This is a genomic window from Bradyrhizobium sp. SZCCHNR1043 (assembly GCF_032489675.1).
Classification (GTDB): Bacteria; Pseudomonadota; Alphaproteobacteria; order Rhizobiales; family Xanthobacteraceae; genus Bradyrhizobium.
The window spans coordinates 217,234-231,497 of sequence record NZ_JAUEYN010000005.1 but is presented as its reverse complement, the minus strand read 5'-3'; the positions used below and the strand labels follow the sequence as shown (position 1 = coordinate 231,497).

At 65.8% G+C, this 14,264-nt stretch carries 13 protein-coding genes; 4 read left to right on the top strand and 9 right to left on the bottom strand.

The window, feature by feature from the left end; translation table 11 throughout:
• The first annotated feature begins 109 nt into the window (after positions 1-109).
• Positions 110-3,097, top strand: coding sequence for an excinuclease ABC subunit UvrA (gene uvrA, locus QX039_RS10820; protein WP_315738114.1), 2,988 nt, complete (start codon positions 110-112; stop codon positions 3,095-3,097).
• A 191-nt stretch (positions 3,098-3,288) separates the two neighbouring features.
• Here uvrA and QX039_RS10815 read toward each other — a convergent pair whose 3' ends face one another.
• The 3 genes from QX039_RS10815 to QX039_RS10805 all read right to left on the bottom strand — a co-directional run bounded on the left by QX039_RS10815 (position 3,289) and on the right by QX039_RS10805 (position 5,358).
• Positions 3,289-3,618 (bottom strand): hypothetical protein, encoded by a 330-nt coding sequence (locus QX039_RS10815; RefSeq protein ID WP_315738115.1) that lies wholly within the window; start codon positions 3,616-3,618, stop codon positions 3,289-3,291.
• Positions 3,619-3,853: 235 nt separating this feature from the next.
• A complete protein-coding gene (locus tag QX039_RS10810; protein WP_315738116.1) occupies positions 3,854-4,171 on the bottom strand; it encodes a hypothetical protein in 318 nt (105 codons plus the stop codon).
• Between the two features lie 194 nt (positions 4,172-4,365).
• Positions 4,366-5,358, bottom strand: coding sequence for a lipase family protein (locus QX039_RS10805; RefSeq protein WP_315738117.1), 993 nt, complete (start codon positions 5,356-5,358; stop codon positions 4,366-4,368).
• A 274-nt stretch (positions 5,359-5,632) separates the two neighbouring features.
• Here QX039_RS10805 and QX039_RS10800 point away from each other — a divergent pair, with 274 nt between their 5' ends.
• Positions 5,633-6,277: an HAD hydrolase-like protein gene (locus QX039_RS10800; protein WP_315738118.1), complete on the top strand. Its 645-nt coding sequence runs from the start codon at positions 5,633-5,635 to the stop codon at positions 6,275-6,277.
• A gap of 128 nt (positions 6,278-6,405) precedes the next feature.
• Here QX039_RS10800 and QX039_RS10795 read toward each other — a convergent pair whose 3' ends face one another.
• The 6 genes from QX039_RS10795 to QX039_RS10770 form a co-directional block, all read right to left on the bottom strand.
• Complete coding sequence (locus QX039_RS10795; RefSeq protein ID WP_315738316.1) at positions 6,406-7,338, bottom strand: cytochrome D1 domain-containing protein; 933 nt, start codon at positions 7,336-7,338, stop codon at positions 6,406-6,408.
• A 276-nt stretch (positions 7,339-7,614) separates the two neighbouring features.
• Positions 7,615-8,169, bottom strand: a complete 555-nt coding sequence (locus QX039_RS10790; protein ID WP_315738119.1) for an SRPBCC family protein — start codon at positions 8,167-8,169, stop codon at positions 7,615-7,617.
• A gap of 116 nt (positions 8,170-8,285) precedes the next feature.
• Positions 8,286-8,972: a UPF0149 family protein gene (locus QX039_RS10785; protein ID WP_315770785.1), complete on the bottom strand. Its 687-nt coding sequence runs from the start codon at positions 8,970-8,972 to the stop codon at positions 8,286-8,288.
• Between the two features lie 798 nt (positions 8,973-9,770).
• Positions 9,771-10,541: an AAA family ATPase gene (locus QX039_RS10780; RefSeq protein ID WP_315738121.1), complete on the bottom strand. Its 771-nt coding sequence runs from the start codon at positions 10,539-10,541 to the stop codon at positions 9,771-9,773.
• Between the two features lie 75 nt (positions 10,542-10,616).
• Positions 10,617-11,474 carry a PCC domain-containing protein gene (locus QX039_RS10775; RefSeq protein WP_315738122.1) on the bottom strand — a complete coding sequence of 286 codons (858 nt, stop codon included), beginning with the start codon at positions 11,472-11,474 and terminating at the stop codon, positions 10,617-10,619.
• A gap of 6 nt (positions 11,475-11,480) precedes the next feature.
• Complete coding sequence (locus tag QX039_RS10770; RefSeq protein ID WP_315738123.1) at positions 11,481-13,082, bottom strand: acyl-CoA synthetase; 1,602 nt, start codon at positions 13,080-13,082, stop codon at positions 11,481-11,483.
• 255 nt (positions 13,083-13,337) lie between these two features.
• Here QX039_RS10770 and QX039_RS10765 point away from each other — a divergent pair, with 255 nt between their 5' ends.
• Positions 13,338-13,880: a DUF3828 domain-containing protein gene (locus QX039_RS10765; protein ID WP_315738124.1), complete on the top strand. Its 543-nt coding sequence runs from the start codon at positions 13,338-13,340 to the stop codon at positions 13,878-13,880.
• 6 nt (positions 13,881-13,886) lie between these two features.
• Positions 13,887-14,159: a GNAT family N-acetyltransferase gene (locus QX039_RS10760; RefSeq protein WP_315738125.1), complete on the top strand. Its 273-nt coding sequence runs from the start codon at positions 13,887-13,889 to the stop codon at positions 14,157-14,159.
• The last annotated feature ends 105 nt before the right edge of the window (positions 14,160-14,264 follow it).

Sequence of the window (14,264 nt, the reverse complement as noted above, 5' to 3'; positions counted from 1 at the left end):
CCGTTCTTCCTACGTTCCGACGATACCTTTTCCCTCTGGCGTCCGATGGCCGGCTTCCGGCGAACGCGCCTGCAACGATGGCGCGACTCTGCGCCGTGGGACGATCGTCATGGATGAAGTGCTCAAGGCCAAGCAGCGCGCGCAAGCCAACCAGTCGAGCCTGCGGGCGATCACGATCCGCGGCGCCCGCGAGCACAACCTCAAGAACATCGACGTCGAGATCCCGCGCGACAGGCTCGTGGTCTTCACCGGCCTGTCCGGTTCCGGCAAATCCTCGCTCGCCTTCGATACGATCTATGCCGAGGGCCAGCGCCGCTACGTCGAATCGCTGTCGGCCTATGCCCGCCAGTTCCTGGAGATGATGCAGAAGCCTGATGTCGACCAGATCGACGGCCTGTCGCCGGCGATCTCGATCGAGCAGAAGACCACCTCGAAGAATCCGCGCTCGACCGTCGGCACCGTCACCGAGATCTACGACTACATGCGGCTGCTGTGGGCGCGCGTCGGCGTGCCCTACTCGCCGGCCACGGGCCTGCCGATCGAGAGCCAGACCGTGTCGCAGATGGTCGACCGCGTGCTGGCGCTGCCCGAGGGCACCCGCCTCTATCTGCTGGCCCCGGTCGTGCGCGGTCGCAAGGGCGAGTACAAGAAGGAGCTCGCCGAATATCTCAAGAAGGGCTTTCAGCGCGTCAAGATCGACGGCACCTTCCACGAGCTCGCCGAGGTGCCCACGCTCGACAAGAAGTTCCCGCACGACATCGACGTCGTCGTCGACCGCATCGTGGTGCGCGCCGACATCGGCCAGCGCCTCGCGGAGAGTTTCGAGACCGCGCTGAAGCTCGCGGAGGGACTCGCCGTGATCGAGTTCGCCGACGCGCCCGCCTCCGCCGCCCCGGCCGAGGAGAAGAAGAAGACCGCCAAGATCCATGACAAGAGCGGGCCCGAGCGCATCCTGTTCTCGGAGAAGTTCGCCTGCCCAGTCTCCGGTTTCACCATTCCCGAGATCGAGCCGCGGCTGTTCTCGTTCAACAATCCCTACGGCGCCTGCCCGGAATGCGGCGGCCTCGGTGTCGAGCAGCACGTCGATGCTGATCTCGTCATTCCCGACAAGGACGTCACCCTGCGCAAGGGCGCGATCGCCCCCTGGGCCAAGTCGTCCTCGCCCTATTACCTGCAGACGCTGACAGCGCTCGGCAAGTTCTACAAGTTCACGCTCGACACCAAGTGGAAGGACCTGCCGAAGAAGACGCAGAACGCGCTGCTGCACGGCTCCGGCGACGACGAGATCAAGTTCACCTATGAGGACGGCGTCCGCGCCTACGACACCAAGAAGCCGTTCGAGGGCGTGATCACCAACATCGAGCGCCGCTTCCGCGAGACCGAGAGCGAATGGGCGCGCGAGGAGCTCGGCAAGTACTTCAACGACGTGCCCTGCGCCGGCTGCAACGGCTTCCGGCTGAAGCCCGAGGCGCTGTGCGTCAAGGTCGCCGGCAAGCACATCGGCGAGATCTCCGAGCTCAGCGTCAGGGCTGCCGGCGAATGGTTCGCCGAGGTGCCGAAGGCCCTGAACGCGCAGCAGACCGAGATCGCCACCCGCATCCTCAAGGAGATCCGCGACCGCCTGACCTTCCTGCTCGACGTCGGCTTGAACTATCTGACCCTGGCGCGCTCCTCCGGCACCTTGTCGGGCGGCGAGAGCCAGCGCATCCGCCTGGCGTCGCAGATCGGCTCGGGCCTGACCGGCGTGCTCTACGTGCTCGACGAGCCCTCGATCGGCCTGCACCAGCGCGACAACGCCCGCCTGCTCGACACGCTGAAGCGGCTGCGCGACCTCGGCAACACCGTGATCGTGGTCGAGCATGACGAGGATGCCATTCGCCTCGCCGACTACGTGCTCGACATCGGCCCCGGCGCCGGCACCCATGGCGGCAACATCGTCGCCGAGGGCACGCCGGCCGAGATCATGCGCAATCCGGCGTCGCTGACCGGCAAATATCTCACCGGCGAGCTCGAGGTCGAGGTGCCCGAGCGGCGGCCGCCGAACCATCGCCGCACCATCAAGGTCGTCAACGCCCGCGGCAATAACTTAAAGAACGTGTCGGCCGAGATCCCGCTCGGCCTGTTCACCGCCATCACCGGCGTCTCCGGCGGCGGCAAGTCGACGCTTCTCATCGACACGCTCTACAAGGCGATCGCGCGCAAGCTCAACGGCGCCAACGAGGCCGCCGCGCCGCACGATCGCATCGAGGGCCTGGAGCACATCGACAAGATCATCGATATCGACCAGTCGCCGATCGGCCGCACCCCGCGCTCCAATCCCGCGACCTATACCGGCGCATTCACCCCGATCCGCGAATGGTTCGCCGGCCTGCCGGAATCGAAGGCACGCGGCTACGAGCCGGGCCGCTTCTCCTTCAACGTCAAGGGCGGCCGCTGCGAGGCCTGCCAGGGCGACGGCGTCATCAAGATCGAGATGCACTTTTTGCCCGACGTCTACGTCACCTGCGACGTCTGCAAGGGCAAGCGTTACAACCGCGAGACGCTCGACGTGCTGTTCAAGGGCAAGTCGATCGCCGACGTGCTCGACATGACCGTCGAGGAAGCCGCCGAATTCTTCAAGGCGGTGCCGCGCGTGCGCGACACCTTCGAGACGCTGCGTCGCGTCGGCCTCGACTACATCCATGTCGGCCAGCAGGCCACCACGCTCTCCGGCGGCGAGGCGCAGCGCGTCAAGCTCGCCAAGGAGCTGTCCAAGCGCGCCACCGGCCGCACGCTCTACATCCTGGACGAGCCGACCACCGGCCTGCACTTCCACGACGTCAAGAAGCTGCTGGAGGTGCTGCACGAGCTGGTCGCGCAGGGCAATTCGGTAGTGGTGATCGAGCACAATCTCGAGGTCATCAAGACCGCCGACTGGGTGATCGATCTCGGCCCCGAAGGCGGCGACGGCGGCGGCGAGATCGTCGCCTGGGGCCCGCCCGAGGACATCGTCAAGGCGCCGCGCAGCTACACCGGGCAGTTCCTCAAGCCGGTGCTGGAGAAGTCAGCCAAGCCGAAGAAGCGCGGCCGGGGCGCAGCCAGCGAGGCGGCGGAGTAGTTGCCCTCAATTCCCTTGTATCGATCGTCGTTGCGAGCGAAGCGAAGCGATCCAGGGCCGCGTGCGCGTCTCTGGATTGCTTCGTCGCTTCGCTCCTCGCAATGACGCATGTGGTCGATACCGGTTCATCACAGCAAAGCCCGCCACTCTCTACAGAGCGGCGGGCTCGATGTTTCCACAACGAACTCAGATTACCACTGGCGATAATATCCGCTGCGCGTGCCGTTGTTGTTGCCGCCCGGGCCGACGTCGCCCTGGGTCGAGCTCGGGGTCGGATGGTTGGTGCCGTTGTAGCCGGTGCCCCAGCCCGGGCCGTCATACGGGCCCGGCGCGACCGCGACGTAGCCTTCCTCATAGACCGGCCCCGGCGCCCAGGCGAAGGAATCGCGGTAGGCGTAGGTGCTGGTGACCTGGCCACCATAGCCGTAGCCGCCCGGGCCGTATTCGCCGGCCGAGGCCGCAGCGGTGCCAGCCACGAGCGTGACGGCGGTCAGCACGGCGAATCCAAACGTGCGCGTCATGAACTTGCTCCTTCGTTCCTAATTCTCGGAGAACAAACGATATCGATCCATCCAAGGTTCCGCCGGTTCCCACAACAATCGTGCGACACAACGCGACGCTCCCCTTCGCGCGACCTCGTGATCCAACGGCTTCGTGACATCGCCGACACGCGCAGCGAACCCGTCCGACACGACAAACCCGCTGCTCTTGTCGAGCGGCGGGTTTGATCGCCTAACGTCTAACGCGAGATGGCGGCTACCACTGCCGGTAGACACCGGTCAGCGTACCGTTGTTGTTGCCGGACGGACCGACATCGCCCTGGGTCGAGCCAGGGGTCGGATGGTTGGTGCCGTTGTAGCCGTGGCCCCAGGCCGTTGTACCCCACGCCACCTCACCCGGCGCGTAGGCCGGCGCCGGCGCGGCGTCATACACCGGCTCGGAATCGTTGCCCTGTGTCGGCGGCCCCCAGGCCATCGAGTCGCCGTAGCGGGCATAGCCCTGCGCGGATGCGGCGGCGGTGCCGAGCACCAGCGTGGCGGCGGCCAGCGCGGCCATCTTGAGCGTGCGTTGCATGTGTCTCTCCTTGCTCTTGTACGGGGGTCAACGATCGCACTGCGCAAGGTGTTCCTGCAGCGCACGCTCACAAAGGCCGTGAGAGATTGTTGATCGGATGCGCGTCAAAACCCTCTTGCAGACCTGCGGGAGCAGGCTCGCAAGAGGGCAACGCGAGACGCGACCCGAACGGCGACGTCCCCCTGATCAGCAGCTCACGCCGCGACGGCGACCGCGCGCGGCCGCGCCACGCCGGTCTTGGTGACCCCCGGCAGTGGCGGCGCCGTCGTGCCAGTCGCGTGCGGGAAGTACTGCAACTGCATGGAATGCATGTAGCCGGCTTCTGCGGTCCAGGAATCGTTCGTCTCCACGATCGGCGTGATCGTGAACAGGTCCGGATTGCTCGGCACGATCGACGTATAGGTCGGGATCGTTGCGCTGAGGATCTCAAGCGGCTTGTAGATCGAGTAGTAGTTGGTGTCCTTCAGGACCGGCGCCGGCGGCGCATAGGTGACGAGAATCCCTTTCAGATTGGCCCATCCCATCGGCACGATGTCGTTGCTGTTGACCGCCGCATAGTAGGTATAGGCCTTCGCGAAGGTGGTCGCGAAGCCCGCGTTCCACATGGTCGGAGCCGCGAAGGTGTGCGGCCACAGCGTGAACTTCAGCGACGAGTTCAGCTTCGGCAGTTGATCCTGCAGCCACGCCGTCGCCACCACGGCGAGCGCGCCGCCCAGGCTGTGCCCGGTCACCATCAGTTGCAGATTCTGCTTGGCCGCAAGGCCGCGCAGATAGTCGAGCAGCGACAGGTCCGTCGCGGGATCGGTGAGCGCGATGACCAGCGCCAGCGCATCGTTGATCCCGGCACTGATCTGCAGCGGCGAGCCGGCCTGCTGCGGATACAGCCACGGCACCTGGAAGACTGCATCGACGTCGGCGAGCACGTTCTCGAAGGCACCGCCGACCGAGCCGTCGACATCGGTGCCGCGGAACGCCAGCGCGTAGCTGCCGTCGCTGCCTTGCGCGACATAGGCGAGCACGCCGTTGTTGACCGCCGGGCCCCAGACGAGCGACCACGGACCGTTCGCTGCGCCCGACGGAACGGACTTCAGCATCGTCACGAAATCGCTCGGCTGAACCGTATCGAGCGCGTCGTCGATATAGGCGAAGTAGGACAGATACGCTGCAGCAACCTTGTTGAGGGCCATGTGAAATCTCTCTGGCTTGAATGATGAAAACAAATTCGATCAAATTGGGCAGGCAGACTCTGATCCGCCGGCGCATCGGGATCATAGACCGCGTCATTTCCAGGTGCACATCACAACATGTTCAACCCCTGATCGTAGAACGTCATCATGGAGCTGCGACACGCAAGGGTCGCAGCTCATTGCGCGCCGCCCCTCCCATTGCTATGGCGCAGGGACTGTCGCAGGACGACACGCCTCGACGATCATCAGCCCCTCGCCGCGCTCACCCCACGCGATGCCATATTCCCTCGTCATCTTCGATCTCGACGGCACGCTCGCCGACAGCTTCCCGTGGTTTCGCACCCACGTGAATGCCGTCGCCGTGCGGTACCGCTTTCGTCAGGTCGAGGAGCAGGACATCGACGGGCTGCGCCATGCCTCGACCCGTGAGATCCTCGATTTCCTTCAGGTGCCGCGCTGGAAGCTGCCCTTGATCGCGCGCCACGTGCGCCGGCTGAAGACGGCGCATGCAGCAAGCATCCCGCTGTTTGCAGGCGTCGACATCATGCTCGACACCCTTGCCGCGAACGGCACCATGCTCGCATTGGTCTCGTCGGACAGCGAGGCCAATGCGCGGCAGAAGCTCGGATCGCGCGCCGGTCTGTTCGCCGATTTCGATTGCTCAGCCTCGGTGTTCGGCAAGGCACGGAAGTTTCGCCGGGTGCTGAAGCGGCTGCGCGTCGACCCGGCCCAGGTCATCGCGATCGGCGACGAGACCCGCGACATCGAGGCTGCGCGCGCCGCCGGCATCGCCTTCGGTGCGGTGACATGGGGCTATGCCGCGGAGCAGGCGCTGCGCGACCACCAGCCGGAGATGCTGTTCACCCGGATGGACGAGATCGTGGAACGGTTGGTGGTGCCCGCCAGACGAGATTCGTAGCCTGCATCAGCGCCGGCGACATGCAGGGATAACGACGAGCCTCGATACCTCCCCGCGTCATTGCGAGCTACGCTCGCAATGACGGAGGCTGCAGATGCAACTCCATTCCCGCCACTGGCCGGCCTGCCTCACCGCCGCAGGAACGCGCCGAACGCGCGCGGGCCGTTGCCGACCTTGATCTCCCCTGTGACCTTCAGTGCGGCCACGTCGATGACGCTCAGGATGTTGCTCTCCCAATTGGCGACGATGACGCGTCGGCCGTCGGCCGTCGCCTCGATGCCCTCGGGATAGTCACCGACATTGATGCGCTGGAGCGGCTGGAGGCTCGCCAGGTCGAACACGCTGACCGTGCCGTCATACTGGTCGGTTACGAAGCCCCTGCCCTGCGCCAGCGCCACTGCATAGGGCCGCAAGCCGGTCTTGACCCGGCCGATCTCGCGACGCTCGGCGAGGTCGATCACCGAGACGTCGTTGGAGGCGACATTTGCCGTGTAGGCGCGCTTGCCCTCGGCGTCGATGGTGACACCGAACGGCCGCGTGCCAACCTTGATGGTCGCAAGGCGCTGGCGCGTCGCCGTGTCGATCACCGAGACCATGTCGTCGTCGCGGTCGGCGGAGAGCAGCAGCTTGCCGTCTTGTGTCACCGCAAGCCCCGACGGCGAGGCGCCGACCGCGATGCTGCCGGTCACGGTCCGGGTCTTCGCATCGATCACGCGAATTGCGGCGTTGTACCAGTCTGCGACGTAGACCGTCGAACCGTCCGGCGTCACGGCAATGCCGAGCGGGCCGCCACCGACCTCGATCCGTCCAACAACCTTTCGCGCGACAGCGTCGACGACGCTGATGCTCTTGTCGTCCGGACTCGCCACATAGGCGAAGCGTCCGTCGGCAGCCACCGCAACGCCGGCCGGCTTGCCGCCGATCGGGATCGTCGCCACCGGCTTCGAGGTCGCGAGGTCGACGATGGTCAGATCATCGCTGAGCTGATTGGTGACGAAGGCTTCTTCGGCATGGGCACTGGCGCAGCAGACGAGCAAGGCTGCGAGCAGAAAAGCTCGAATAGGATCTGAGAGACGAGGAGTGGTACAGCGCCCTGCCTTGTACCCACCTCGCCCCGCTCTTGTCCGCCGTAGCTCGCAGAGCGAAGGCGGATGCGGGGCCGCGACGAGCTTCGCTCGCGCTGAGAGGTCGGATTGCATCGCCAGATGCAATCCGGGTGAGGCGGCACAGGTCTCACCGCCCACACCCCCCGTTCGGCTGCCCCTCACCCCAACCCTCCCCCCGTAAGAACGGGGAGAGGGAGCGCAGCGCTGACTTGGCGACATGGTCGTATCCAATCAGCTCCCGCTCTCCACCTTCTTCTTCAGTCCCTCGAGCCCGCCCTTGTAGAGCCCGGTCACCGCATTGACCGCGGCCTCGTCGCTCAGCTCCGGCGGCGGATCGTTGTTGGGGAAGCCGCGGTAGAACGCGCCGGTCCATTCGACCACGCTGCCTTTGCCGTCCGCACTCGGCGTCACCGCGATGGTCGACGAGTAGTTTGTCACCGGCAGCACCTTCACATCGACCGCCGTGATCCGGTACGAATAGCTCATCTTCTCGGCGTCGTATTTGTAGAGCTCCTCGTCGACCGTGGCGCCGCCCTTCAGGGTCAGCTTGCGCGTGGCGCCGATCTCGTTGCCCTTCTCGCCCGCGGTCTTGTCGACGACGCCGAGCCAGCTCATGTCCTGGAAGTTGCCGATCACGGCCCACACCTTGGCGGGCGCGGCGTTGATCTCGACGTGCTCCTGCACCTTGCGCCGGGTGGGACCATGCGCATCCGCCGTGCTCAAAGCCGTCGTTGCGATCGCGAGCGCCGCCGTTACGGCCAGCGCCTTGCCGAACACCATCCTCATCTCGTTTCCTCAACCATTCTCATTTGGCCCGCGCATCTGGCACGCGGCGGGCCCATCTTTGCACCGCTCCCGATTGTTGCAACAAAAAAGACCGTGTCGTGGCGCTCGAAAGCGGGTCAATTGGCGCCACAGCAGCGCTTGTATTTCCGGCCGGAACCGCACGGACAGGGATCGTTGCGGCCGACCTTGCCGAAGGAGGCGAACGGATTGGGTTGCTCAATGAAGGCGGGCGCGCCGGGCACGGGCGCCCCGCTCCGCCGATGACGGTTGAGGGTCAGCACCGCATGGCGGATGTCAGCAGGTGCTTCGCGGTCGAGCCTGGTATTCTCGACGCGGTCGGCATTCTCGTCGCGCGCCAGCTCGATCGCCACCATCAGGCTCAGCGCCGCCTCGCCCACGTCGCCGTCGACGTTCCGGTAGGCCTTGAACCGCTCTTGACGCAGGTCCACCGCCGCAGCGAAGCCGTCGATCCACAACTCCCAGATCACACTGCCGTCGATCGGATCGACCGGATAGCGCGGCTGATACAGCTCCGGCGTTTGCGTGAGCGTCCGGGCGATCTCGTCATGATACGCCATCACCAGGTCGAGCACCGCATTGGCGTGGTCGATGCTCGCAAACACCGAGTGGCGGCCTTTGCCGAACCCGAACGCCGCGGCGAACCATTCGCCGGGCGGGACCTGCTCCGGCAGGACCAGCAGGCCGGCGATGAAGCCGTCGAGCTCCTCCAGCACCATGGCGCGGTCGTCGAGGGCGAGCAGCGCCTGGTCGAGCTCGTCGTGACGGTTGGCCTGCTCCGACATCTGAAACCCTGCTTCCCTCACCCGCGTCGCGACCTGATTTGCCCGACGCGCACGCCGCGAAGGCGTGACGCGACCGTTTTGACACCAAAACGGCCATGCGCGCAAAATCTATATTTCGACGCGGGATCAGCGCCATCACCCCTGTCCAGTCGTGTCGCGAAAAATATTCTTCTTTCGCTTTTTCGGAATTTGCGTTCTTCTGGGTGCGTCCTGCACTCACGAGAGGGGCGCTTCGCGGTCGTCACGGGCGTTGAGTGCGGGATGCGATGGACGTCACGGGCCCGGCGCAAATGCGCAGACGACGGGTCCGGCGGCGGACGGCGAAATCGTGTGGTCCTGACCTCCCGACGCTGAGGTCAAGCTGGTGGTGATGCTCACGCATCGCGCCGGTGACGGTGGCCAGAAAGCCCGGTGCACCGAGGAGATCACGTATAAGCCGTAACACCATCGCGCAGGGAAGGCCGGGTCATCTCGGCTGAGCCTGTGGTTCCTGCCCCGTGCATTTTTCCCGCACGGGGGCCGCGGGCATCAGCGGATGCCCGGCCTTCCCTGCGCCCTCTCACTTCGAGGAGGGCAGAATATGATGCAAAGCCCGGACGCCATTCGCACGCGGGAACGCGGACTCATGTCTCTCCGTCATCGCGAGGAGCAAAGCGACGAAGCGATCCAGAGTCTTTGCGCAGCCCTGGATTGCTTCCGCCTGCGCCCGATGGGCTTCGGCGGACACGTCGCTTCGCTCGCAATGACGGCGGAGCAAGTTGGTCGACCTCGCCAACTCTCATGCACCACGCCCCGCCCTCACTCCGCAAGCACCGCCTGCACGAAGCCGTCGGGATCGGCGCAGAACTCGCGCAGGGCCTTGAAGTGATCGGTGTCCTGCACAACGACCTTCTCGAGACCGTATTTGGTCAGGCGCAGCAGGGTCGCGCCGGGATAGGCCATCAGCACCGGCGCATGCGTCGCCATCAGCACCTGGCAATGACCGGACTCGTCCATCCGCCGCATCAGCTTGAGAAACTCGATCTGGCGCGCCGGCGACAGCGCCGATTCCGGCTCGTCGAAGATGTAGATGCCCTGGCGCTGGCAGCGCTCCTCGAAGAAGCGCAGGAAGCCCTCGCCGTGGGAATGCGACAGGAAGTCGGGCGGCGGCCCTCCGAATGGATCGTCCAACGCGGCCTCGTCGAGATAGCGCGCCACCGAGAAGAAGCTCTCGGCGCGGAAGAACCAGCCCTGCGTGATCTTCGGCAGCCAGCTCGCACGGAACGCGGCACCGAGCGTGCCCCCCATGCGCTCGATCGCACGACCATGATCCACCGGCCTGTAGCCCTTGCCGCCGCCGGCCTCGTCATAGCCGGCCAGCGCCGCGATGCCTTCGAGCAGGGTCGATTTGCCGGTGCCGTTCTCGCCGACGATGATGGTGATGGCGCTCGTGAAGCTCAGCTCGAACTCGTCCTGCAGGAACGGCAGGCAGAACGGATATTCAGCGCGGTCGGCGATCTTGGCCGGATCGAGCCACAGCCGCTTCAGATAGGGGGCGCGCAGCCGGATCTCGCGTTGCTTCCTCGCCATGACGCCTTCACAAATTCGGTGACATCGCGGGCAATCTCGCACAAGGCGGCGGGATCGGCTACCGTCCCACGCGGGCTACGCCGCGACCTCCAGCACCAGCTCCATCGTCATCAGCACCGGGTTGTCGCCGCGAACCAGACGCCCCTGCGCCAACGCGCCGGTGTAGTCCACCAGCGCGACGTCGAGCGTGGCTTCGAGACCGACAGCGCCGGGCGCGATCGCGCCCGAGGCGATGGTCAGCTCGGTCGCAAACGGCTCGACCACAGCACCGCTCTCGAAGCGCGCGCCGATGGTCGAGCCGACACCGCCGCGGATCCGCGCCCTGCTGATGCCTTGCGCGCGGCAGAACTCCTCCAGACAGCCGGCAAAATCCTGGTTCGGCCGCAGCCGCAGGGCGAAGGCACGGCGATCCGTTGGGGCGCTGCTCGGTGCGGCCGCCACCGGGCCGAACAGCTTGAAGCCGGTCTCCGGATCAGGCGCGGCGGTGAAGATCGCGCCATCGAGCCCGAACGCCTCGACCTCGAACGGCTCGGCGACCACAGTCTCCTCGGGCAGGATGTGCCCACCACCGGCCCGGCCGCCCTCTTCGGTCCACAGCGCGTGACAATGGAAGAACGGCGCGCCGTCGCGCACACCCAGCGTCATGGTCGCGGTCGAGAGCTGGGTGACACCGGCGGGCCGATAGGTCTCGCTGTAGAACGCGGCATGATCCGGCGCCTTCGACAGCGCCGGCATGACATAGGCGAACGGTCCGAGCGCACCACCTTTGATGTCGAGCACGCCGCCGGCAAAGCCTTCACGCGCAAAGCCGCGATGGGCCGCTTCCAGCAGCGGCAACCCCTGCTCCATGGTGAAGGTGAAGGCGCGGCCGCGCGCCTCGACCCACTGGACGCGGTCGGCTACCGGCGCGCCGGGCTGTTTGATGAATCGCATCAGTGCTCAGCCCTGCCTGGTGAGATCGAGCAAGCCGCGCGCCTCGAGCTCGTCGCGCACGAGACGCTTGGGGATCTTGCCATAGCCGGACTTCGGCAAGGCATCCCAGAAGAAGAACCGCTTCGGCATCTTGTAGCGCGGCAGCTTGGTCGCGAGATAGCCGGCGATCGCGCTCTCGCTCGGCACGGCCGCGCCCTCGCGCGCCACGCAGACGGCGACGCCGACCTCGCCCCACACGGGATCAGGCACGCCGAGCACGGCGACCTCGCCGATGTCGGGATGGGTCAGGATCTTCTCCTCCACCTCGCGCGGATAGATGTTGGAGCCGCCGGAGATGTACATGTCCGACGCGCGGCCGGTGATATAGACGAAGCCCTGCGCGTCCATGTGGCCGAGATCGCCGGTGCGAAACCAGCCGTCGCGAAACGCCTTGGCATTGGCGTCGGGATTGTCGTAGTAGCCCGCGAACACGGCCGGACCGATGACGCAGATCTCGCCGGTCTCGCCCGGCTTCAGCTCGCGCCCCTGATCGTCCTGGATCGAGACCTGCATGCCCGTGCGCTCATAGCCGCAGGTGCCGATCCGCGCCTCCGGTCCATCCTCTTCCTCGTGCGCCGCGGCCGGCAGCACCGTGATGTTGCCGGTGACCTCGCCGAGGCCGAAATACTGGACGATGACCTTGCCGAGCCGCGCCAGCGCGCGCTTCTGGTCCTCGCGATACATCGGCGCGCCGGCATAGATCACATGGCGCAGCGAGGAATGATCGAATTGGTCGACGGCGGGATGCTCGACCATCATCTTCAGGATGGTCGGCACCGTGAACAGGTTGCTGATGCGATGCGCCTCAATGAGACGGAACGCCTCGGTGATGTCGAACTTCTCGCTCGGCAGCAGCACCGTCCTGGCGCCGCGCGCGCTCTGCATCAACTGGTGCACGCCGGCGCCATGCGACAGCGGCGCGACGACGAGCGATGCGTCGTGCTCGGTGGTGCCGGGCGTCAGATCGGCGAGATGGTTGGTGATGACGAAGGCCATCTGGCCATGCGTCAGCACCGCCGCCTTGGAGCGGCCTGTCGTGCCCGAGGTGAAGAAGAACCAGCAGGGATCGTCGTGCTCCACGGCTGCGTTCGCAACGTCTGCGCCGGCGTTCGCCTTCATTGCGTCGGCCACGGCCCCCGTGCCGAAGCTGCCGCCTTCACCGATGCGCCAGGTAAAGTCAGCAGTCGTCACTGCGGCAGCGTGCTCCGGAAAGTCGCCGTGGCAGAGAAACGCCTTCGCGCCCGAGGCGGTCGCGAGGTAGGCGACCTCGTCCGGCATCAGGCGGAAATTGGTGGGCACCCAGACCGCGCCGAGCCGGAACGCGGCAAACATCGAGACGAACATCTCCTCGCAATTCTTGGAATGCACCAAGATGCGATCGCCCTTGGCGATGCCCTGCTCCGCCAGCGCTGCCGCCAGCGCCGAGACCATCGCGTCGATCTCGCGCCAGGTCCACGACCTCTCGCCCCAGACGAAGCCGACGCGGTCGCCGAGCCGGCGGCCGTTCTGCGTCACGATATGCGCGAGATTCATCACCCGCCGCGACATCCGCAGCTGTGTGCCACTCATCGACGAGCCCTCGCATCCCGGCAGCAAATGAACAGACCCATGACAGCGTCCCCTCGATCGATTCTCGGGCGGTCTCGGCCACCCGTTACCTTCCCGCTTGTTTATCGCGGTCCCGCGCGACCTCGCAAGCGCGGCCTGCCCATCGCTCCCATGCGACGGTGTCATTCGAACGAATGCAGATGCCGTGCGACAAACCCGAGGCCGGCCGCGCATTCCTTCGTTTCACCACGCACCGAATCTGATTTGAGGACACCCATGATCAATCGTCGTTTCCTGCTTCTCGGCCTCGCTGGCGTGCTCGCCGTATCCCCGCTTCGCGCGCAGGCCCCCGCCGCCAATGAGCCTACCGGCATCATGACCGCGATCTACACCCGCGTCGCCAAGGGCAAGGGCGAGGATGGCGGCAACTTCGTCATCGAGAACAAGGCGGCACGCGCGTACTATCTGTCAAAGTCGCTGGCCGCCCAATGGGCAAAGATGGACGCCCGCACGCCGAAGGGCGAGGTCGGCGCGGTCGATTTCGATCCCGTCACCAATTCGCAGGATCCGGATGTCGCCTCGTTCAAGGTGAGTCCGGAGAAGCAGGAGGCCGACAAGGCGACGGTCGCCGTCACCATCGCCGGCCATCGCAACGATCGCACGGAACAGGCCGACAACGTCATCCGTTACGACTTCGTGCGCGATGCCGGCCAATGGAAGATCGACGACATCCGCGGCGCCGTCGACGGCAAGCCCTGGTCGATCCGCGAAATGCTGGCGGAGTTCATCAAGCAGACCGACAAACCGAAACGAAGGTAGAGGAGCATGACCGTCGTCCGCGACAACAAGGCCCAGAGCCGCTTCGAGCTCGACGTCGAAGGCAGCATCGCTTTTGCAAACTACCGAGCGACGCCGCAGGCGGTCGTCATCACCCACACGGAGACCCCGGCGGCCCTGCGCGGCCGGGGCATCGGGTCCGAGCTGGTCAAGGGCGCACTGGAGTTGATCCGCGCCGAGGGCCGCAAGGTGATCGCGGGCTGCAGCTTCGTCGCCGACTACCTCCGTGACCACCCGGAGAACCGGGACATCATGGCGTGACGTTCCGTAGAATTACCGAGCAAGACGATTGGACCGTGTGCTTTAACGCAATGGCTACCCGGATGGACCAGCAATCCCCCGCCGAACAAGCAACCAGACCGATGG

Coding starts and splice junctions, on each gene's coding strand:
- uvrA (WP_315738114.1), top strand. CDS start 110: ATGGATGAAGTGCTCAAGGCCAAGCAGCGCGCGCAAGCCAACCAGTCG.
- QX039_RS10815 (WP_315738115.1), bottom strand. CDS start 3,618: ATGACGCGCACGTTTGGATTCGCCGTGCTGACCGCCGTCACGCTCGTG.
- QX039_RS10810 (WP_315738116.1), bottom strand. CDS start 4,171: ATGCAACGCACGCTCAAGATGGCCGCGCTGGCCGCCGCCACGCTGGTG.
- QX039_RS10805 (WP_315738117.1), bottom strand. CDS start 5,358: ATGGCCCTCAACAAGGTTGCTGCAGCGTATCTGTCCTACTTCGCCTAT.
- QX039_RS10800 (WP_315738118.1), top strand. CDS start 5,633: ATGCCATATTCCCTCGTCATCTTCGATCTCGACGGCACGCTCGCCGAC.
- QX039_RS10790 (WP_315738119.1), bottom strand. CDS start 8,169: ATGAGGATGGTGTTCGGCAAGGCGCTGGCCGTAACGGCGGCGCTCGCG.
- QX039_RS10785 (WP_315770785.1), bottom strand. CDS start 8,972: ATGTCGGAGCAGGCCAACCGTCACGACGAGCTCGACCAGGCGCTGCTC.
- QX039_RS10780 (WP_315738121.1), bottom strand. CDS start 10,541: ATGGCGAGGAAGCAACGCGAGATCCGGCTGCGCGCCCCCTATCTGAAG.
- QX039_RS10775 (WP_315738122.1), bottom strand. CDS start 11,474: ATGCGATTCATCAAACAGCCCGGCGCGCCGGTAGCCGACCGCGTCCAG.
- QX039_RS10770 (WP_315738123.1), bottom strand. CDS start 13,082: ATGAGTGGCACACAGCTGCGGATGTCGCGGCGGGTGATGAATCTCGCG.
- QX039_RS10765 (WP_315738124.1), top strand. CDS start 13,338: ATGATCAATCGTCGTTTCCTGCTTCTCGGCCTCGCTGGCGTGCTCGCC.
- QX039_RS10760 (WP_315738125.1), top strand. CDS start 13,887: ATGACCGTCGTCCGCGACAACAAGGCCCAGAGCCGCTTCGAGCTCGAC.